Source organism: Embleya scabrispora (assembly GCF_002024165.1).
GTDB lineage: Bacteria > Actinomycetota > Actinomycetes > Streptomycetales > Streptomycetaceae > Embleya > Embleya scabrispora_A.
Genome location: NZ_MWQN01000001.1, coordinates 6,307,105 through 6,321,771, shown reverse-complemented (window position 1 = coordinate 6,321,771; position 14,667 = coordinate 6,307,105). Strand labels below are relative to the sequence as shown.

Below are 14,667 nucleotides of genomic sequence, written 5' to 3'. Positions count from 1 at the left end.
GGTCAGTCGGGAGCGCCGTCGGTGTCGCCGGTTGGATCCGGAAGGGCGGCGAGGCGGCGAGCTTTGCCGGGGACGGCGGTCACGATGCCGCGGCCCTCGAGGACGGCGAGGGCTTGGCGAACCCTGCCGCGCGAGGCTTCGAACGCCGCCGACAGCTCCGCCTCGCTCCGGATCGGGTCGCCGACGGCCAGCTCCTCCCGGCGGACCGCGTCGACGAGGTCGGCGAGGATGCGCTCGGGCAGCGGCGTGGCGCCCGTATCCGCCGGGTCGCGGGGCTTCCATCCGATGCCCTTGACCGGGGTGATCAACTTCTCACGGGCAAGGACGGTCAGGGCCCGCCGGGCGGTGGTGCGCGCCACACCGAAGCGCTCCTGGATGCCGGACTCGGACAGGAGCGCGTCGCCTGCGGGCTGCGCCTCCTCGAGTTCGCGACGCAGCACGTCGGCGATGACGAGGTAGGTACCGCGCGGACTGGGGTCGCTCACCGTGGCTCCCAACGCCGAGTGCAGGGCACGACCATGATGCCCGACCTGGGCCCGGACGCCCGGGGAGCCCTACCGGTTCGCGAGGGCCCGCCGGATGCCTTCCTCGAGGGAGACCCGGGGGGTGTGGAAGGTCTTCATCCGGGTGGGGTCGCCGACCCGGTACGCGACACCGCGGGGTGCGGCGAGTTCGTGCCGGATCGCCGGCCGGTAGCCGTACTCGGCGATGATCATGTCGGCCAGGTCGTTGAACGAGGTGGCGCGGCCGGTGGAGAGGTTGACCGGGCCGGGCACGTCCTGGTCGACGGCCGTGAGGACCGCGGTGACGACGTCGTCGATGTGGATCCAGTCGCGGACCTGGTTGCCGTCGCCCCAGATCGTGAAGGGGTCGGCCTGGCGGCGGGCGCGGTCGACGAACGCCCGGAACGGATAGTCGTTGTCCTGGTCGGTGCCGTAGCCGGAGAACGGCCGGAACACGTGGACGCGGGTACCCGCCGCCTCGGCGTGCGCGGCGAGCTGCTCGCCGGTGAGCTTGGCCCAACCGTAGGTCTGGTCCGGGAGTTGCGGGTCGGCGAGGTCGATGTCGGACTCGGTCAAGGCGCGGCCTTCGGGGTCCTGGAGGGCGACCGGGTAGGCGGCGGAGGAGCTGAAGTAGACGGCGCGGCGGGCCCCGTGGCGGTCGACCAGCCAGCGGAAGAACCAGGCGTCGAGGGCGAGGTTCGTGGCGATCGACAGGGGGCTGCCGTCGATGGACTGCCGGCCGCCGACGATGGCGGCGCAGTGGATGGCGAGGTCGTACCGGGTCGGCAGGTCGGGGAAGCCGGTCGGTTTGCGGTGGTCACCGCGGCGGAACAGGTGGATGCAGTCGAGGCCGCGGCCGAGGTCGACGCCGGTGACGTCGTCGCCGCGCTCCTCGAGGGCGCGGCGCAGGTGGCGGCCGACGAAGCCCTCGGAGCCGGTCAGGAGAACCTTCACGCGGTCTCCTGTGCGGGATCGGCGCAGGTGTGGTCTATCCAGGGGGCGACTTCGAGGCCGGTGTAGGGGTCCGAACCGATGACACGCAGGTGGACGTCGACGTCCCGGTTGCAGGTCGGGCAGGGGATGACGACGGTGCCGAGGGTGGCGGGCATGGGTTACACCTCCTGTCGGGTCGACTGGCAGCAGCAGCCGTGGTCGTTGACGGGGATGCCAGTCTCCTCGCGCTCGAGGAAGCACCCGGCGCAGCAGGGGCCGGCGTGTTCGAGCGAGTGGACGTGCATGGCGTCGATGATGTCGAGGTGCCGTTGGTACTCGGCTGCGGTGAGGGAGGCGAGGGGGGTGGCGAGGTTGCGGCCGAAGCGCCGGAACCAGCGGCGTTGGCTGCGTGGTCCCCATCGTTCGACGACGGCCGGGATCCGACCGCCGACGGGTGGGTGCTTCGGGGTGTACGTCGGGTCTTCGAGTGGCGTGCGTATCACGGTTTCACCCCCGCAATGAGCTGGAACGGTCCGACGGTCCTGTGTGCCCGGATCTCGTAGCCAGCCTGTTCCAGGAGGGCGGCGTAGCCGTCCCGGTCCCAGGCCCAGGTGTGGAACTCGTAGTGCTGCTCCGGGGTCTCGTTCCAGGGCGAGGAGGCGATGATGATCGGCGAGTGCTCGGCGATGCGGCGGACGAAGGCGTGCGGGTCGACGAGGTGCTCGAGCATCTCGGTGGCGACGGCGATGTCACCCCACTGGATGTCGCCGTCGACCACGTCGCCGAGGCGCACGTCGACGCCGCGCTCGTCGTTGGCGGCCCGGACGTTGGTCGGCTGTAGGTCGTAACCCCAGGCGGTCAGTTCGCCGGGGAGCAGCGTGAGGAGTCCTCCGTCGCCGGCCCCGAGGTCGACCACGGTTCGCGGCGTCGGCCCGGTCTGGCGGAAGGCGACGCCGACCAGGCGCGCCGCCTCGTGCAGGCGCGCCGTGTGGGCTGCCTGTTCGAGGTGCGGGGCGCGGTCGCGGCCGGCGTACCAGTCGGGTCGGGTGTACTCGGGCACCGTGCCTTCGGGGAAGAGTCGGTGTTCGGTCACGTCGGGATCGCGAGGTCGAAGCCGGCTGCGGCCAGGTGGGCCTTGATGTCGGCGAACGCCATGCCTTCGAAGGTGACCCAACAGCCGCACGGGTTCGTGGCCGAGCACGGGTCGCCGCATTGGTTGCAGCGCCAGGGCGGGCACTGGCCGCAGTGCTCCGAGGGGAAGTGGTCGGTGGGTGTGCCGTCCGGTTCGGCCTTGGTCGCCCCGCATCCGGTGCACGTCAGGATCGACACGGGTCCTCCCGGATGCGGGCGGCGTCGCGGTCCAGGCCACCGGCGGCGGCGAATGCCTCGTATGTGGCTTGGTCGGCGTCGTACATCTCGGGGGTGTTGACCTCGTCGTAGCGCTGGTCCCACGCGGCCTTGCCGGCGCTGGGGTGCAGGTGCTCGATGACCACGTTCGGCATGTAGGTGATGGCGTCGAGGGCGTGGCCGAGGTCGAGCCAGTAGTTGTCCAGGTACAGGTGGATCAAGCCGGTGGGGACCATGCGGCCGAGGGTGGTGACGATGTTGCTCGTCATGGCGACGGCGGTGGGCAGGCGCTCCCCCATGAGGAGGTCGTCGCCGTAGACCAGGCCGGCGCCGCGCTCGGCGCGCAGGCGGTCGAGTTCGGCGAGGAGCGCGGTGTCCCAGCCGATGGTGCGGGGGCGGTGGTCGTCGCCCATGAACGCGATCGCGCGGTAGTGGGGGGCGTGTTCGGCGGCGAGGGCGTTGAGGGTGCCGCCGAGGCGCAGCCGCGGGCCGGTCTGGAGAATGACTGCCGGTTCGTTGTGGGCTTCGATCAGGGCGCGGTACGCGGGGAGTTCGGGGTCGTCGTCGTCGACGCCGAGGAGGAGGTCGGTGGACGGCCCGCAGTGCCAGGTGTCGAGGAGCTCGGCGACGGCGTGGGGCCGGCCGCGGGTGGGGACGAGGACGAGGAGGTCGCGGGTCACTGCTGCTCCGTCCGGTTCGTCGTGTACTCCACGACGTGGGCGCCCAGGCCCTCGTGGGTGCGGCCGAGGAACATGATCGCCAACTCGTCCTCGTCGGCGGTGTGGACCTCGAGGCTGGGGTGTTCGGGGAGGGTGATGCCGGAGCGTGCGAACGATTTGCGCGCCAGGTCCTCGATGAGGGCGGCGGGCATGCCGTCCGGGTAGAGGTGGACGGCGTAGGGGATCCGGCAGCGGATGCGGCGTGTGGCGGTGTCGGTCACGGTGCTCCGTCAGGTGATGTCGAGGATGCCGACGGGTTCGACGACGAGTTCGGGTGCGGCGGTGATGCGCAGCCAGACGGTGTGGATGCCGACGGCGGGGGTTGCGGTGCCGCCGGGGCCGACGAGGATCTGGGCGCGGGGTCCGTCCCACTCCCCCGTGATCCAGTCGGCGTCGCCGGGGCGTGTGTCGCGGTCGACGAATGCGAACTCGACGCCCCAGGCCGGGTCCGGGGCGGCACCGGCGCGGGCGACGGGCACGGCGAGGTGTTTGCGGGTGAGGCGGTTGCGGCGGACTTCGACGAGAGTGATCACGGGGTGCCTCTCATGCGAGGGCGCCGAGGGTCCACGGGTCGGTGAGCGCGCCCAGGCTGATGTCGTGGCTGTGGTCGCCGGGGAGACGGATCACGGGTTCGCCGACCCTGGCGGTGCTCGGGATGCCGACGGGCCGCAGGACGACGGTGCCCGGGGTGAGGCCGGGCGTGCCGACGGTGGAGGTGGAGCCGATGCCTTGGGGGGTCAGGGTCGCCGTCGCTGTCAGGGTCGGTTCGCCGATGATTGCCCCGGATGCGATGCCCTGGGGGGCAAGGGTGACGGGCCTCGGTGCCAGGGTGGGTAGGCCGACGGTCGAGGTGCCGTCGATGCCCTGGGGAGTGAGGGTGACGGGGTCGGGGGTGAGTGTGGGGGTGCCGACGGTGGCGGTTCCGGGGATCCCCACGGGGGTGAGCACAGTGCCGCCCGGGTCGGTGTCGCCGACGGTGACGTCCGACAGGTAGGCGTTCGCGTTGAACGTTTGGCGGGGGGCGACGCGGGTGGGCCCGTACTCGTAACGGCCCTGTCCGTTGGGTGAGGTGACCGCCGAGGTCGGTGGTGCCGTGATGATGCCGTTGGTGATGCCCGCTGCGCCGGGCCCGGCTGAGAAGTACGCGCCGAGGCCCATGGCGTAGCGATTCGGGTGGTGGACCGACACGACGTAGCGGGTGTCCGCCTCGAGGCGGACCGGCGCGGCCAGGGTGTAGGTCTGCCATCCGACGCCGGAGACGACGAAGGTGACGGCGGTCCCGTCGATCTCGGCGTCGGTGTCGACGGCGTAGATGGCGCCGGTGACGGTGCCGAGTTCCGCCTCGGTGGCGCGCCAGTAGTGCAACGCCTTCGCCCAACCGGTCGCCGAGAGCACGAACTCGGTGCCGAGGGAGACGGGTGTTTCTTCGGTGCTGCTCTCGGTCCGACCGTCCGTGTTGGGCCAGATGCGGAAGTCGGTCACGGTGGGTCACCCTCGGCGGAGTCGGGGGCTACAGAGCGAGGATCTTGGTGGCCGTGTTGTCCCAGGCGATGTCGACCTGTGCCGTGTTCGGCTGGTAGGGCAGGTTGCCGCCGGTGTCGATGTAGGCGATCAGCGTGGACGTGGACGCGGTGCCGGTGTCCTTGTAGATCACGAGGGCTTCGACGGTGGGGCCGGTGAACCCTGGGATGGTCAGGTCCGCCGCGTCGAAGACTCCGCCGGTGACGGTCTTGGAGGCGAGGGCACCGGAGGTGGCCACGCGCGCCGGGGCGGGGATGTCCGAGAGGTTGGAGTGGTTCGCGCTGTAGGTGTAGGCGGCGGTGTCGACCAGGACGACTTTGAGGGTGGCGGTGGTGAGGTCGAGGTCGGACAGGAACCCCTGCTTGCCCGAGGGGTAGATCGCGTTGGCCATGGGGCCCTCCGTCGGTGCGCGCGGCCCGGGTTCCGGGGCGATTTTTCGGTGAACTCGCTGCTCAGAGCTGGGATTTGTCGGCCCCGCAGGGTAACCTTGTATCACTTCCTAATACAAGGTTATGGGGGTTCGGACCGTGCACGGAATCGAGATCGACAAGGCCACCGGATGCGCGGCGTTCGTCACCGCCCGACAGGACGCGTGGCACCGCCTGGGCACCGTCACCACCGACACGTTCACCGCCGAGGACGCCATGCGCCTCGCCCACCTGGGCAACTGGAACGTGCACACCGTCCCCGTCGACTGCGCCGTTCTCGGCGACGACGGCGTCACCCGCCTGCGCGTCCCGGACCGGTACGCCACCGTCCGCACCCACCCGTTCACGGGCCGCCCCGACGTCCTGGGCATCGTCGGCAACGACTACCACCCCGTCCAGAACGAGGCGCACGCCGACCTGCTGAACACCCTCGTCGACGAGGCCGGCGCCCACTTCGAGACCGCCGGCAGCCTGCACGACGGCCGGCAGGTCTTCGTCACCATGCGCCTGCCCCGCACGCTGCGCCTGGGCGGCGGGGACGACGTCGACCTGTTCATCGCGGCACTCAACTCGCACGACGGATCGTCGGCGTTCCGCCTGATCGTCACCCCGACCCGGATCGTCTGCGCCAACACGCAGGCCGCCGCGCTGCGCAACGCCCATTCGACGTTCGCGATCCGTCACACGTCCGGCGCCCGGGGGCACATCGCCGAGGCCCGGCAGGCGCTCGGATTGACCTGGGCATGGGTGGACGCGTTCGAGGCCGAGGCGCAGCGGATGATCGAAACCGAGTTGCGCCGCGCCGAGTTCGACTCGATCGTCGCCGACCTGTTTCCCGAGCCGACGGTGCGGACGCCGCGCCGGCTGCGCCACCACGCGGGGGTCGTCGGCGCGCTCGGCGCGCTGCTGACCGCCCCGACCATGGCGGGGATCGAGGGGACCCGCTGGGCCGGCTACCAGGCCGTGACCGAGTACCTGGACCACCACGCGGCGGTAAGCGGGGGCAAGACGCGCGGCGAGGACTTCGCCGCCGACGCCCGCGCGGTCCGCACCGTCACCAGCCCGACCGTCAACAAGATCAAGTCCCGCGCCTTCGAGGCGCTGCGGGTCTGAAGTCCTCGCCGGCGCCTGCCCTGCGGGCGCCGGCCCGTTCCCCCGAGGAGGAAGCATGGCGTGTGACAACTGCGGCATGACCGAATACCTGGTCACCGGCCTGACCGAGGAGTGCGGCGGCAGACTCGTCGTCTCGGCCGTGATCAAGGTCGACACGGCCGTCGTCGATTCCGACCCCTGCGCAGACGGCTGGTACCGCTGGGCGGAGACCGTCCACGCGTCCGACCCCGAGGACGCCGAGGCCGAGGCGCAGCGGCTGTACCGGGAAAGCCTCGACGACGAATAGGGGTTCGACTCTCGAGCGGACTCCGCCCCCCATAACCTTGTCGCACCACGTGAGTCAAGGTTACGGAGGGGTCGTGTCGACCGAGCAACTGTTGGACGTGGCGGCCGTGGCGCGCCGCCTCGGGGTGGGACCCCGCACCGTGCTTGTGTATCACAACCGGGCAAAGGTCTACCGGCGGGAACACGGCATCGCGCCGGGCTCCCCCCAGGTCCCCGGAGTCCTACCCGAGCCGGACGCCGTACTCGGCACCCGGCCCTGCTGGTACCCCTCCACGATCGAGGAATACATCGCCAACCGACCGGGCGCGGGAACCGGCGGGGGCCGCCCCTGGGGAACCCGCGGCGACTGAATCCCCAAACACCCCCACGGGTGGGCGGGACGGCCCTACGCTGCGCCGATGATCAACGACATCGAGTGGGGCGATGCACCCACATGGATCGGCGCCATCGGCGCATCGCTCGCGGCCTGGGCCGCGTTCTGGACGCTCCGCAGTCAGCGCCGACAGATCGCCGCTCAACAGCAGTTCATTCAGGACCAGTCCGAAGTGCTCGCACTTCAACGGTCCGCACTCATCGAGGACGCCGAGGATCGGCGCAGCGCCCAGGCACTGCGCATCTCGGTCGCCTGTCGGATCGTCGACGACGCGTGGATAGTCCAGGTGACGAACGCGAGCAGCGAGCCGATCACCGACTTGGATGCCCGCTTCGGAGAGAGCTACGTCGTCTCGGACGCTGTGGTATTCCCGCCCGACGGGGGCACGGCCGTCCGCTCCGGATCTCCCGTGGCGGTCCTGGGGCCCGGCCGCAAGGCGCTGTTGGAATCCTCCCGGCTCAGCACCGCAACGCTGGAGAACTCCCGCCCCACGGTGACGTTCACGGACCGCGCGGGCAGGCAGTGGCGGACGGACGAGCACGACAACCTACAGCCGGTCGTCCAACCCGGCCAGTAGGTGAACTCGTGGGCGGGCGCGGCTCGACACGTACCCGGGCCGCCACAGCCTCCAGGTCGGGAGCGCGGACGCCCACCCACGAGATCGGCCGGCGCCCCGCCTCGGTGGGTGTACGAGGCGCCGGGTTCGAGGGGCTGCGGTCACGCCGCGGCGGTGAAGTGGTCGGGCAGTGGCGGGGCCTTCATGGGCCCGTTAGCGGGGCTCCAGGGTTGCAGTTCGCGAAGGTCGTATCGGACGGCTCCGCGTCCGTTCCCGTGTTTGGCGATGCGGCCTTCGAGGCCCCAGCGGCGGATGGTCGACGCAGGCCGGCCGGTCCAGGCCGCAGCGGCCTTGTCGTCGACGAGGTACTGCTCCAGGGACACGAGTTCACCCCCGGACATGCGAAAGGGCCGCCCTTGCGGACGGCCCGTGAGTGCAAGATCACCAGTAGAGCAGAGACTATGTTCACTCGCGGTCGCCCGCAAGTCGTCTGTCAGGAATCCGCGTGCTCGCGCTTGAACCACGGCCACTCGCCGGTCTGAGCGAACCGGTCGAGGACGGCGTTCTGTTCGTCGGTCAGGGGCTCGTCGGAGATGACGTAGAGCTGTGCATCACCGGCAGGGCCGAGGGCACGCCCGAAGTGACGGCCGGACAGCACCGGGACTTCGAACCACGGGACCTGGTCGCGGATACGCGCGTGAAGATCGTCGATCGCGGCGAGGTCCATGGCGTCCAGACCCACCTCGGCGGTGTGCGCGATCGTGTAGTTGTCGCCGCCGGGAACGAGGACTCCGGTGTACCTGCCTGACAGCTCCGCCATGGTGGCTCCTTCGCCGATCGGGCTGCGCGTGCTCGCGACACGGGCATGCCATGGTGCCGGCGGGGTGGGCAGAATCCAAGATCCACCCACCCAGCGCGATCACGCCGCCGCGCGCTGCTCCCATGGCCAGGTCGCGCTTCGGCCGGACTCCAGGAGCGGAATCATCCGGAAGGCCGCGTCGGTCAGGCCGCCGAAGGTGTGCCGGTTCGCCGCCCCCGAGGGGGCGTGCCCGGTCCGGTAGCCGGCCAGGTTCCAGGTGTAGACGGGGACGTTGGCAGGCACGGTCGAGTCGACCGTGAGCCCGGTCCGCGTCCACATGTTGCCGGTCTGCTCGTCGGTCACGATGACGACGCGGTCGTGGTTCTTGTAGTGGTCGCGGATGGCGGCCGGGGTGTCGGTGCCGTCCTCCATGTGGAAGCGACCCATGGCGGTCAGGACGGCGTCGCTCCGGTGGAACGGCACGGTGTAGTTCGCGATTCCGTAGCCGACCAGGTCGGCGTCGGCCGCGCGCAGCGCCAGCGCCGAACCGAACAGCTTCGCCTTGTCGGCGAGCGTAATGTCGCTCGTGTTCGCCGTCGAGAAGGGATAGCCGGGGAACATCGACGGCGACTGGTCCACCAGAACGAGGGTGCGTCCGGGCAGGGCGGGCACGTTCGCCAGGGAGGCCCGCAGCGCCTTCTCCAGGGCGTGGCCCCAGCGCAGCGACTGCACCGCCTTGTGCGCGGCGTAGAAGCGGAACGGGAACTGCCCGGATCGGGCGACCTCTTCGGGATCCGCCAGGCGGGCCGCCACGCGCTCGGCAACGTCGTCGGGTACTCCGGCCTCGTCGAGGTTGCGCAGGTTCCGCAGCAGCGCCATGTAGCCCATCGACGGGACGATCGCCGCCCATGCCGCTGCGTCCATCGGCCCCTGCAACCAGCCGGCCAGCCGCTCCCAGGTGAATCCCGCGCCGGCCAGGCCACCCGGGGAGGCGACCAGCGACGGGTTCAGGACGTAGGCGCGCCGATCCGCGACCGGCAGGTGGGACAAGGTCTTCGCCGCCTGGAGTACCGAAAGGCCGTCGGGGATGACCTCGTCGCGGTTGTGGCGTCGGTCGATGGCGTGCTTGAACAACTCCCCCTGCCACGTTGCTTCGGGTGCCGGGTGAACGAGTTCGATGACGTCACCGAAGCGATAGCCCTTTGAGGCGGTGTCGTACTTGAGCAGTGAGCGCTCGTTGTACAGGCGGCGGACCGCGTCGGCGATGCCGCGCTTGATCGGCTTGGGTACGGCACGGCCGTAGCGCGCGGTCCAGTAGCCCAGGAGTTCCCCCGGCTCGTCCGCGCGAGCGAGTGCCGCGTCCACGACCTTGCGCGAATACCCCGTGCCGCCCGTCACCGTCAGTGTGCGGGCGCCGACCTCGGACATGGTGGCGGTGCGTACCGACGTGGTGGGGACACGGTCCAGGCCGGCGTCGAGGCGGCCCTTGACGGTCTCGGCCGCAGCAACCAGCGCGGCACTGCGCATGTTCGCCTCGTGGCGGAGCCACCGCACGAACTCGACCATCCACGCCGGGTCTTCGACGGCGACGGTGCGCACGAGCGCGGTGTAGCGGTCGTCGCGCTCGCCGCCAGCCTCGTAGAACGTATCCGTGCCAACGAAGTTGGCAACGGCAAGCAGGAACAGCTCGCTGCGCGCGTCGCGCAGGTGGCCAACGGTGCCCTGGTGGTTCGTCGTGGTGCGCCCAGTGGTGGTCACGGGCGAGAAGACGGTAGGGCGTGCGGAACGAGTGTTGAAGCGGCTCATGGTGGCGGTCCCCAAGCGGGTGGGGGAAGGATCGGCGTGGTGGGTGCCCGAGATCGAGGCGGCTGGGCTTTCAAGGCGCTCTCGGCCACTGAGCTACAGACGACGTCGCGTCCGCCGGGATTCGAACCCGGGACCTCCCCGTTATCAGCGGAAGAACTCCCGGCCTGCGCACCGGGCACCCCCGACGCTGTCCTCCCGAGGTCGAAGCGGCGACGGAGGAAGGGCCCAATGCTCTACCACCTGAGCTACCGGCCACCTGGGCAACCGGACGGGACTCGAACCCGCGACCGTTGGATTGAAGTATCCGTCGTCTGCGCACCGGGAGGTGCGTATGAAGTTGTCGAGGTCCAGAGATCGGAGACGGCGGTCGGCGTAGTTTCACCCAAAGAAGTAGCCGATGCCTTGCGCACCTGGACGTCATCACTCTAACCCGACGCCGAGCCGACGGACACGCGGTTTTCCCCTCCCCCTCCGTCGGCCGGTTCGTCGAACTCGCAACATGACCAGCCCGGTTCGCGTGCGTGCGCGGGGCGGGGGCTGGGGCCCGGGGATCGGAGTACGGGGATCGGGGAACGGGGAGACGCGCGTCTCCCCTGACCCCCTCCGTACCCCCTTCCGGAGGGGGTTCCCGAGGGGGTTGCGGAGGGGGTTCCTTCGGAGGGTTCGGAGCGTTCGGACCGAACCCTCCGAACACCCTGTGACCTGGGTAGTCGGAGGCCGGCGCAGGAACGGATGCGTGGGTGCGGCCGATCGGGACGGCGAACACGGGAGGGGGTTGCGGAACCCCCTCCGGAAGGGGTTCCGCAGGGGGTTGGGCAGGAGGTTGCGGAAGACCCTCGGAACGAGGTTCGTCGAGAGCGCGCGAACCGACCGGAGCTGCGCCGATCAGGGGGTGATGTCGCCCCGGCCGAGCACCTGGGCGGTGTAGTCGGCGACCTGGACGACCTCGAATCGGGCGTGTGCCCCGGTCTCGTCGACGTGGAGATCGCCGTGCGCACCGACCGGGGCGACGGCGGTCAGGGGGTACTCGGAGCTGATCGAGGCGGACCACTGCTCCGGTGCGCCCGGCGGACGTTCGGCACCGGGCGGGTACCAGTCCCGGATGTCGGCCGTGCCGTCAACGGCCAGCCCGTCCAAAACGATCAGGACGTCGACCTCGGAGAAGTCCATGAGCACGAGTGTGTGGTGCCAGGCCGGCACTCGCCACCGGGCGCGGCGCCCGCAGGGAACGCCGGGGTCACGACGCCGTCAGTTGATCGGAGTCAGGAACACGGCGAGAACGGACCCCTCGGGTGCCCCGTCGTCCTCCGACCAACCGCTCCCGGGCTGCGCCATTTCCTCGGCGAGTTCGTCGTCAGTGAGGTACCGGCTGCCGGCGTAGGAGCTTTCGGCGAAGTACATGCCTTCGGAGGTCCCGGCGAAAGGGCTGTACCCGTTCCCCTCACTGTCCTTGGCGAGGATCACGGGAGTGTCGTCCGGGAGGCTCGCCAAGGCGGCCATGGCCCGGCGGAGTGCTCCCAGGGTGTGCGGGTCGTCGGTGTGCATGTCTGCTCCTTGGGGGTGAGAGGGTCAGCGGCGTCCGGGCCCGGCAACGACGGCCGCGGCGAGAGTGCACCAGGCGAGATGCCAGGACTGATCCATCGCGCCGGCGCCGGTTCCGAGACAGCCGTGGCCCGCTCCGACGCGGTAGAACTTCCCCTTGCCGAGCCTGTTGGCGATCGCCTCGAGGGGCCTCCGCCGGTCCACGAGGTAGTGCGTCGCAGCCGAGACGGCGAGTCCGGTCACAGCGCGCCGACGGCGGATGCCGAGGCCGAGGTAGCGGTCGGCGGCGGCCAGAGCGGCGGCCTGGCCGAGGGTGTACGTGGCGACGTGGGCGGCGCACGCGCGGCGCCCCTCGGCACCGGGCTTGCCCTTGGCCTGGGCCTGACCATGGGTCTGGAGCCAGTAATCGCCGACGTGGTGGGCGGCCAGCAGGATGGCTGCGACGGCGCCGAAGCGAGTGGCAGGGGCGGTCATTCGCTCTCCTTGGGCAGGTGGGTGTCGGCCTCCACGGTGGCCGCTCCCGCCGGACAGGCCCAAGCATCCCGCATTAATGCGGGGTGCTTGACACGTTCCGCAATCGCCCGGCGTGGACGGATGCGTGGACATGCAGCGTTGGTAACACCCTGGGCGTTACCAACGCTGCACTTGCCCTCGAAAGAAGCCGGCGCTCGTTACGATCAGTCACTCCGTGGGGCGCCACTCCCCCTGGTAGTCGGGGTGGTCGGCATACACGGCGGCCAGGTGGCGAAGCGTTGCGCAGGGCGCGTCGTAGCCACAGCGGCAGACCTGGACCCAGGTGCCGTCTGTTGGGACGTCGTATTGAACGAAGTGCCAGCCGATGATCGCCCGCTGGGCTGCCACGTCGCGGAGGACGCGCGCGGGGTCGTGGGCTGCGATGTGGTCGGCGTTTCCGCCGCAGTAACCGGTGACTTCGTCGGTGGGGTGGGTGGTGTAGACGCTTCCGCCGTCGGCGTGCCAGGGGCCCGGTATGGCCGCGCGAGCCCAGCGCTCTCGCTCGTCCAGCCGCGCCGTCAGGAACACCATCAGGTCGCCGGTCACCGCGTCACTGCCTTGCCTACGCACGGGCCGTGACGCGTCCCGAAGTGGACGGTCCCCCTGTTCCCGACTGTGTCGAGGTCGGCGGGGTCGTCGGTGATGGCGACGGTGGCACCGATACTCACCCACTCCTGGATGTACGGCTCGCCGCAGTCCGCGCAGGTGACGAGACGGGGATCGAGGTCGCGCGGCGGGCCGCTCACGCCCGGCCCCCGGGAAGCGGACGAGTCGGGCGGGCCGGGCCTCGTCGTGGATGGGACAGGGCGTCACGAAGACGGGCCTGGGCTGCGGACGTCGGCAGGTGCGGGCCGTCCTCCAGCCGCGCGATCACCCGCTCGGCGACGCCGGCCCGGTCGGCGAAGCCGGACCGGCTCAGGCCCAGTTCGGTGCGCCGGTCGTAGACCTCCTGGGCCAGCGCGTCCGCAACCTCGAGGTCTACCTGCGCGCGTGGTCGAAAGCGTGCGGGTGTCGAACGGTCGGCGCGTTCCGATTCCCAGCGTGCGTGTCGGCTCACGGTTCCTCGCAGTCTCGTACCGGGCTGGTGCACGCCATCAGCCTGACACGGGCGTCGGACGTGTCCACCCGTTCGGACGCGCCGTCCGGCCGCCGTGTGGCCGCCCCGCGCCGGTGCGGGTGTGCTGAGGGAATGAACGAGCATCCGATCGTGCGACTGACCGAACGCGTCATGCAGGCCACCGGGTTGGACCAGGCGCAGGCCGAGGCGTTGGTGCGGCAGGTGTGGGACGAGGGCGTCGCCGAGGGGACCCGGCGGATGATGGCCGATCTCGCTGCGGCGCAGCGGGAGGCGGCGGATCTTCGGGCGCAGCTGGGCGAGGGGTGAACGGCAGTGCCCCCGGTCCGCATTGCGGGCCGGGGGCACTGTGCCAGGACAAGGGATCGGGTGGGTCAGGCGATGGTCTCCGTCAGGGGCGGGCGGCCGTTGCGGCGCTTCCAGGTCTCGGTCCAGGCGCGCACCTGCTCGGCGATGTGGAGCGGGCCCGCCTTGATGCGCTGGACCGCCGGCGGGAAGTCGTCCCGGGCGGCGAGCTGTCCGGCGCGACTGCGGCTGACCTCGAGGTGCTCGGCGATCTCGGCCAGGCCCCACAGCTCCGGGACGGTCGGCTGCGCGAGTTCGCGTTCGAACTCGTCCCAGCGGGTGACCTCGACGGCGATGACGGTGCGGCCGAGGTTCGCGGCCTGGGCCGCCGCAGTGGCCAGCCGCAGGGCGGCGTCGGCGGCCTGGCGCGCGGTGGTGGCCTCGACGGCGATGCGGACGGTCAGGTTGCCGGCCGCGGTCGTTCCGATCGCGGGCGAGTGGGCGGCGAGCTGTTCGAGCACGGTGTCCACGTCGTCCTCGTGGGGCGCGCCCTCGATGTCGATGCGCGCCGACCAGGCGATGGCGGTCATGATGTGGTTGGTTCCTTCCTTGTCGTTGGTCTGGGAGGGACCGGGGTCCTCCCGGGGCGGCACCCCCGGGAGGACCCTTGCGGTCAGCCGTTGTAGCCGGCGCGGCGCAGAACCGCGATGCAGTTCAGGAGGCTGCGACGGTCGGACGGGGTGGCGGGCAGCGTGGCGATCAGGCGGCCCCCCTTGTAGACCTTGTAGTGGTTGCTCTTGGACTGGACGACGGTGAAGCCCTGCGCCTCCAGCGCCTTGATGAGGTTCTTGATCTCCTTGTTGCCCATT

26 protein-coding genes and 1 tRNA gene are annotated in these 14,667 nt (G+C 70.7%); 5 read left to right on the top strand and 22 right to left on the bottom strand.

The features are described 5' to 3' along the window. Positions 1–2: 2 nt before the first annotated feature. The 11 genes from B4N89_RS27785 to B4N89_RS27745 form a co-directional block, all read right to left on the bottom strand. A complete protein-coding gene (locus B4N89_RS27785) occupies positions 3–485 on the bottom strand; it encodes a GntR family transcriptional regulator (protein ID WP_078978514.1) in 483 nt (160 codons plus the stop codon). Positions 486–554: 69 nt separating this feature from the next. Next, on the bottom strand, positions 555–1,457 hold the full coding sequence (locus B4N89_RS27780) for an NAD-dependent epimerase/dehydratase family protein (protein WP_161500838.1): 903 nt from the start codon (positions 1,455–1,457) through the stop codon (positions 555–557). Then, the gene (locus B4N89_RS50005) at positions 1,454–1,612 is read right to left on the bottom strand and encodes a hypothetical protein (protein WP_161500837.1); all 159 of its coding nucleotides are present in this window, start codon (positions 1,610–1,612) and stop codon (positions 1,454–1,456) included. Before B4N89_RS50005 ends, B4N89_RS27780 begins: the two co-directional genes overlap by 4 nt. Positions 1,613–1,615: 3 nt before the next feature. Next, the gene (locus B4N89_RS50000) at positions 1,616–1,939 is read right to left on the bottom strand and encodes a hypothetical protein (protein WP_161500836.1); all 324 of its coding nucleotides are present in this window, start codon (positions 1,937–1,939) and stop codon (positions 1,616–1,618) included. Beyond that, on the bottom strand, positions 1,936–2,529 hold the full coding sequence (locus B4N89_RS27775) for a class I SAM-dependent methyltransferase (protein ID WP_078978512.1): 594 nt from the start codon (positions 2,527–2,529) through the stop codon (positions 1,936–1,938). The genes B4N89_RS50000 and B4N89_RS27775 overlap by 4 nt, the downstream gene beginning before the upstream one ends. After that, positions 2,526–2,765, bottom strand: coding sequence for a hypothetical protein (locus B4N89_RS27770; RefSeq protein WP_101897194.1), 240 nt, complete (start codon positions 2,763–2,765; stop codon positions 2,526–2,528). The genes B4N89_RS27775 and B4N89_RS27770 overlap by 4 nt, the downstream gene beginning before the upstream one ends. Then, entirely contained in the window at positions 2,753–3,463 is a 711-nt protein-coding gene (locus B4N89_RS27765; protein ID WP_078978511.1) for a hypothetical protein, read from the bottom strand. The genes B4N89_RS27770 and B4N89_RS27765 overlap by 13 nt, the downstream gene beginning before the upstream one ends. Further along, complete coding sequence (locus B4N89_RS27760; protein WP_078978510.1) at positions 3,460–3,723, bottom strand: hypothetical protein; 264 nt, start codon at positions 3,721–3,723, stop codon at positions 3,460–3,462. The genes B4N89_RS27765 and B4N89_RS27760 overlap by 4 nt, the downstream gene beginning before the upstream one ends. A 9-nt stretch (positions 3,724–3,732) precedes the next feature. Beyond that, positions 3,733–4,035 carry a hypothetical protein gene (locus B4N89_RS27755; RefSeq protein WP_078978509.1) on the bottom strand — a complete coding sequence of 101 codons (303 nt, stop codon included), beginning with the start codon at positions 4,033–4,035 and terminating at the stop codon, positions 3,733–3,735. A gap of 10 nt (positions 4,036–4,045) precedes the next feature. Then, positions 4,046–4,984: a DUF4082 domain-containing protein gene (locus tag B4N89_RS27750; protein ID WP_078978508.1), complete on the bottom strand. Its 939-nt coding sequence runs from the start codon at positions 4,982–4,984 to the stop codon at positions 4,046–4,048. Between the two features lie 28 nt (positions 4,985–5,012). Further along, positions 5,013–5,414, bottom strand: a complete 402-nt coding sequence (locus tag B4N89_RS27745; protein ID WP_078978507.1) for a hypothetical protein — start codon at positions 5,412–5,414, stop codon at positions 5,013–5,015. A 136-nt stretch (positions 5,415–5,550) separates the two neighbouring features. Between B4N89_RS27745 and B4N89_RS27740 the strand changes: the two genes are divergently transcribed. From B4N89_RS27740 to B4N89_RS27725, 4 genes are all read left to right on the top strand, one after another. After that, entirely contained in the window at positions 5,551–6,564 is a 1,014-nt protein-coding gene (locus B4N89_RS27740) for a DUF932 domain-containing protein (RefSeq protein WP_201260918.1), read from the top strand. A gap of 55 nt (positions 6,565–6,619) precedes the next feature. Next, entirely contained in the window at positions 6,620–6,850 is a 231-nt protein-coding gene (locus B4N89_RS27735) for a hypothetical protein (RefSeq protein WP_078978505.1), read from the top strand. Positions 6,851–6,923: 73 nt separating this feature from the next. Further along, the gene (locus B4N89_RS27730) at positions 6,924–7,199 is read left to right on the top strand and encodes a hypothetical protein (RefSeq protein WP_201260917.1); all 276 of its coding nucleotides are present in this window, start codon (positions 6,924–6,926) and stop codon (positions 7,197–7,199) included. Between the two features lie 48 nt (positions 7,200–7,247). Continuing rightward, positions 7,248–7,799 (top strand): hypothetical protein, encoded by a 552-nt coding sequence (locus tag B4N89_RS27725; protein WP_078978504.1) that lies wholly within the window; start codon positions 7,248–7,250, stop codon positions 7,797–7,799. A 140-nt stretch (positions 7,800–7,939) separates the two neighbouring features. Here the strand turns inward: B4N89_RS27725 and B4N89_RS27720 are convergent, their stop codons facing one another. The 9 genes from B4N89_RS27720 to B4N89_RS27675 form a co-directional block, all read right to left on the bottom strand. After that, on the bottom strand, positions 7,940–8,179 hold the full coding sequence (locus B4N89_RS27720) for a hypothetical protein (protein WP_078978503.1): 240 nt from the start codon (positions 8,177–8,179) through the stop codon (positions 7,940–7,942). A gap of 92 nt (positions 8,180–8,271) precedes the next feature. Continuing rightward, positions 8,272–8,598 carry a hypothetical protein gene (locus B4N89_RS27715; protein ID WP_078978502.1) on the bottom strand — a complete coding sequence of 109 codons (327 nt, stop codon included), beginning with the start codon at positions 8,596–8,598 and terminating at the stop codon, positions 8,272–8,274. Positions 8,599–8,697: 99 nt separating this feature from the next. Next, positions 8,698–10,383 carry a TROVE domain-containing protein gene (locus B4N89_RS27710; RefSeq protein ID WP_078978501.1) on the bottom strand — a complete coding sequence of 562 codons (1,686 nt, stop codon included), beginning with the start codon at positions 10,381–10,383 and terminating at the stop codon, positions 8,698–8,700. A 106-nt stretch (positions 10,384–10,489) separates the two neighbouring features. Then, positions 10,490–10,571: transfer RNA gene (locus tag B4N89_RS27705), tRNA-Ser, on the bottom strand. Positions 10,572–11,268: 697 nt separating this feature from the next. Further along, on the bottom strand, positions 11,269–11,553 hold the full coding sequence (locus tag B4N89_RS27700) for a hypothetical protein (protein ID WP_143658115.1): 285 nt from the start codon (positions 11,551–11,553) through the stop codon (positions 11,269–11,271). 78 nt (positions 11,554–11,631) lie between these two features. Continuing rightward, positions 11,632–11,928 (bottom strand): hypothetical protein, encoded by a 297-nt coding sequence (locus B4N89_RS27695; protein WP_078978499.1) that lies wholly within the window; start codon positions 11,926–11,928, stop codon positions 11,632–11,634. A 24-nt stretch (positions 11,929–11,952) separates the two neighbouring features. Next, entirely contained in the window at positions 11,953–12,399 is a 447-nt protein-coding gene (locus B4N89_RS27690) for a DUF3307 domain-containing protein (RefSeq protein WP_078978498.1), read from the bottom strand. Between the two features lie 207 nt (positions 12,400–12,606). Beyond that, the gene (locus B4N89_RS27685; RefSeq protein ID WP_078978497.1) at positions 12,607–12,984 is read right to left on the bottom strand and encodes a DUF6221 family protein; all 378 of its coding nucleotides are present in this window, start codon (positions 12,982–12,984) and stop codon (positions 12,607–12,609) included. Between the two features lie 196 nt (positions 12,985–13,180). Then, on the bottom strand, positions 13,181–13,495 hold the full coding sequence (locus tag B4N89_RS27675; RefSeq protein WP_078978495.1) for a helix-turn-helix domain-containing protein: 315 nt from the start codon (positions 13,493–13,495) through the stop codon (positions 13,181–13,183). 132 nt (positions 13,496–13,627) lie between these two features. On the opposite strand from B4N89_RS27675, the gene B4N89_RS49135 reads away from it, so the two are divergent. Continuing rightward, positions 13,628–13,822 (top strand): hypothetical protein, encoded by a 195-nt coding sequence (locus B4N89_RS49135; RefSeq protein ID WP_143658114.1) that lies wholly within the window; start codon positions 13,628–13,630, stop codon positions 13,820–13,822. Positions 13,823–13,887: 65 nt separating this feature from the next. Here the strand turns inward: B4N89_RS49135 and B4N89_RS27665 are convergent, their stop codons facing one another. Together B4N89_RS27665 and B4N89_RS27660 are read right to left on the bottom strand one after the other, a co-directional pair. After that, entirely contained in the window at positions 13,888–14,388 is a 501-nt protein-coding gene (locus tag B4N89_RS27665) for a hypothetical protein (protein ID WP_143658113.1), read from the bottom strand. 83 nt (positions 14,389–14,471) lie between these two features. Next, positions 14,472–14,666: a type II toxin-antitoxin system HicA family toxin gene (locus B4N89_RS27660; RefSeq protein WP_078978492.1), complete on the bottom strand. Its 195-nt coding sequence runs from the start codon at positions 14,664–14,666 to the stop codon at positions 14,472–14,474. Position 14,667: the final 1 nt, after the last annotated feature.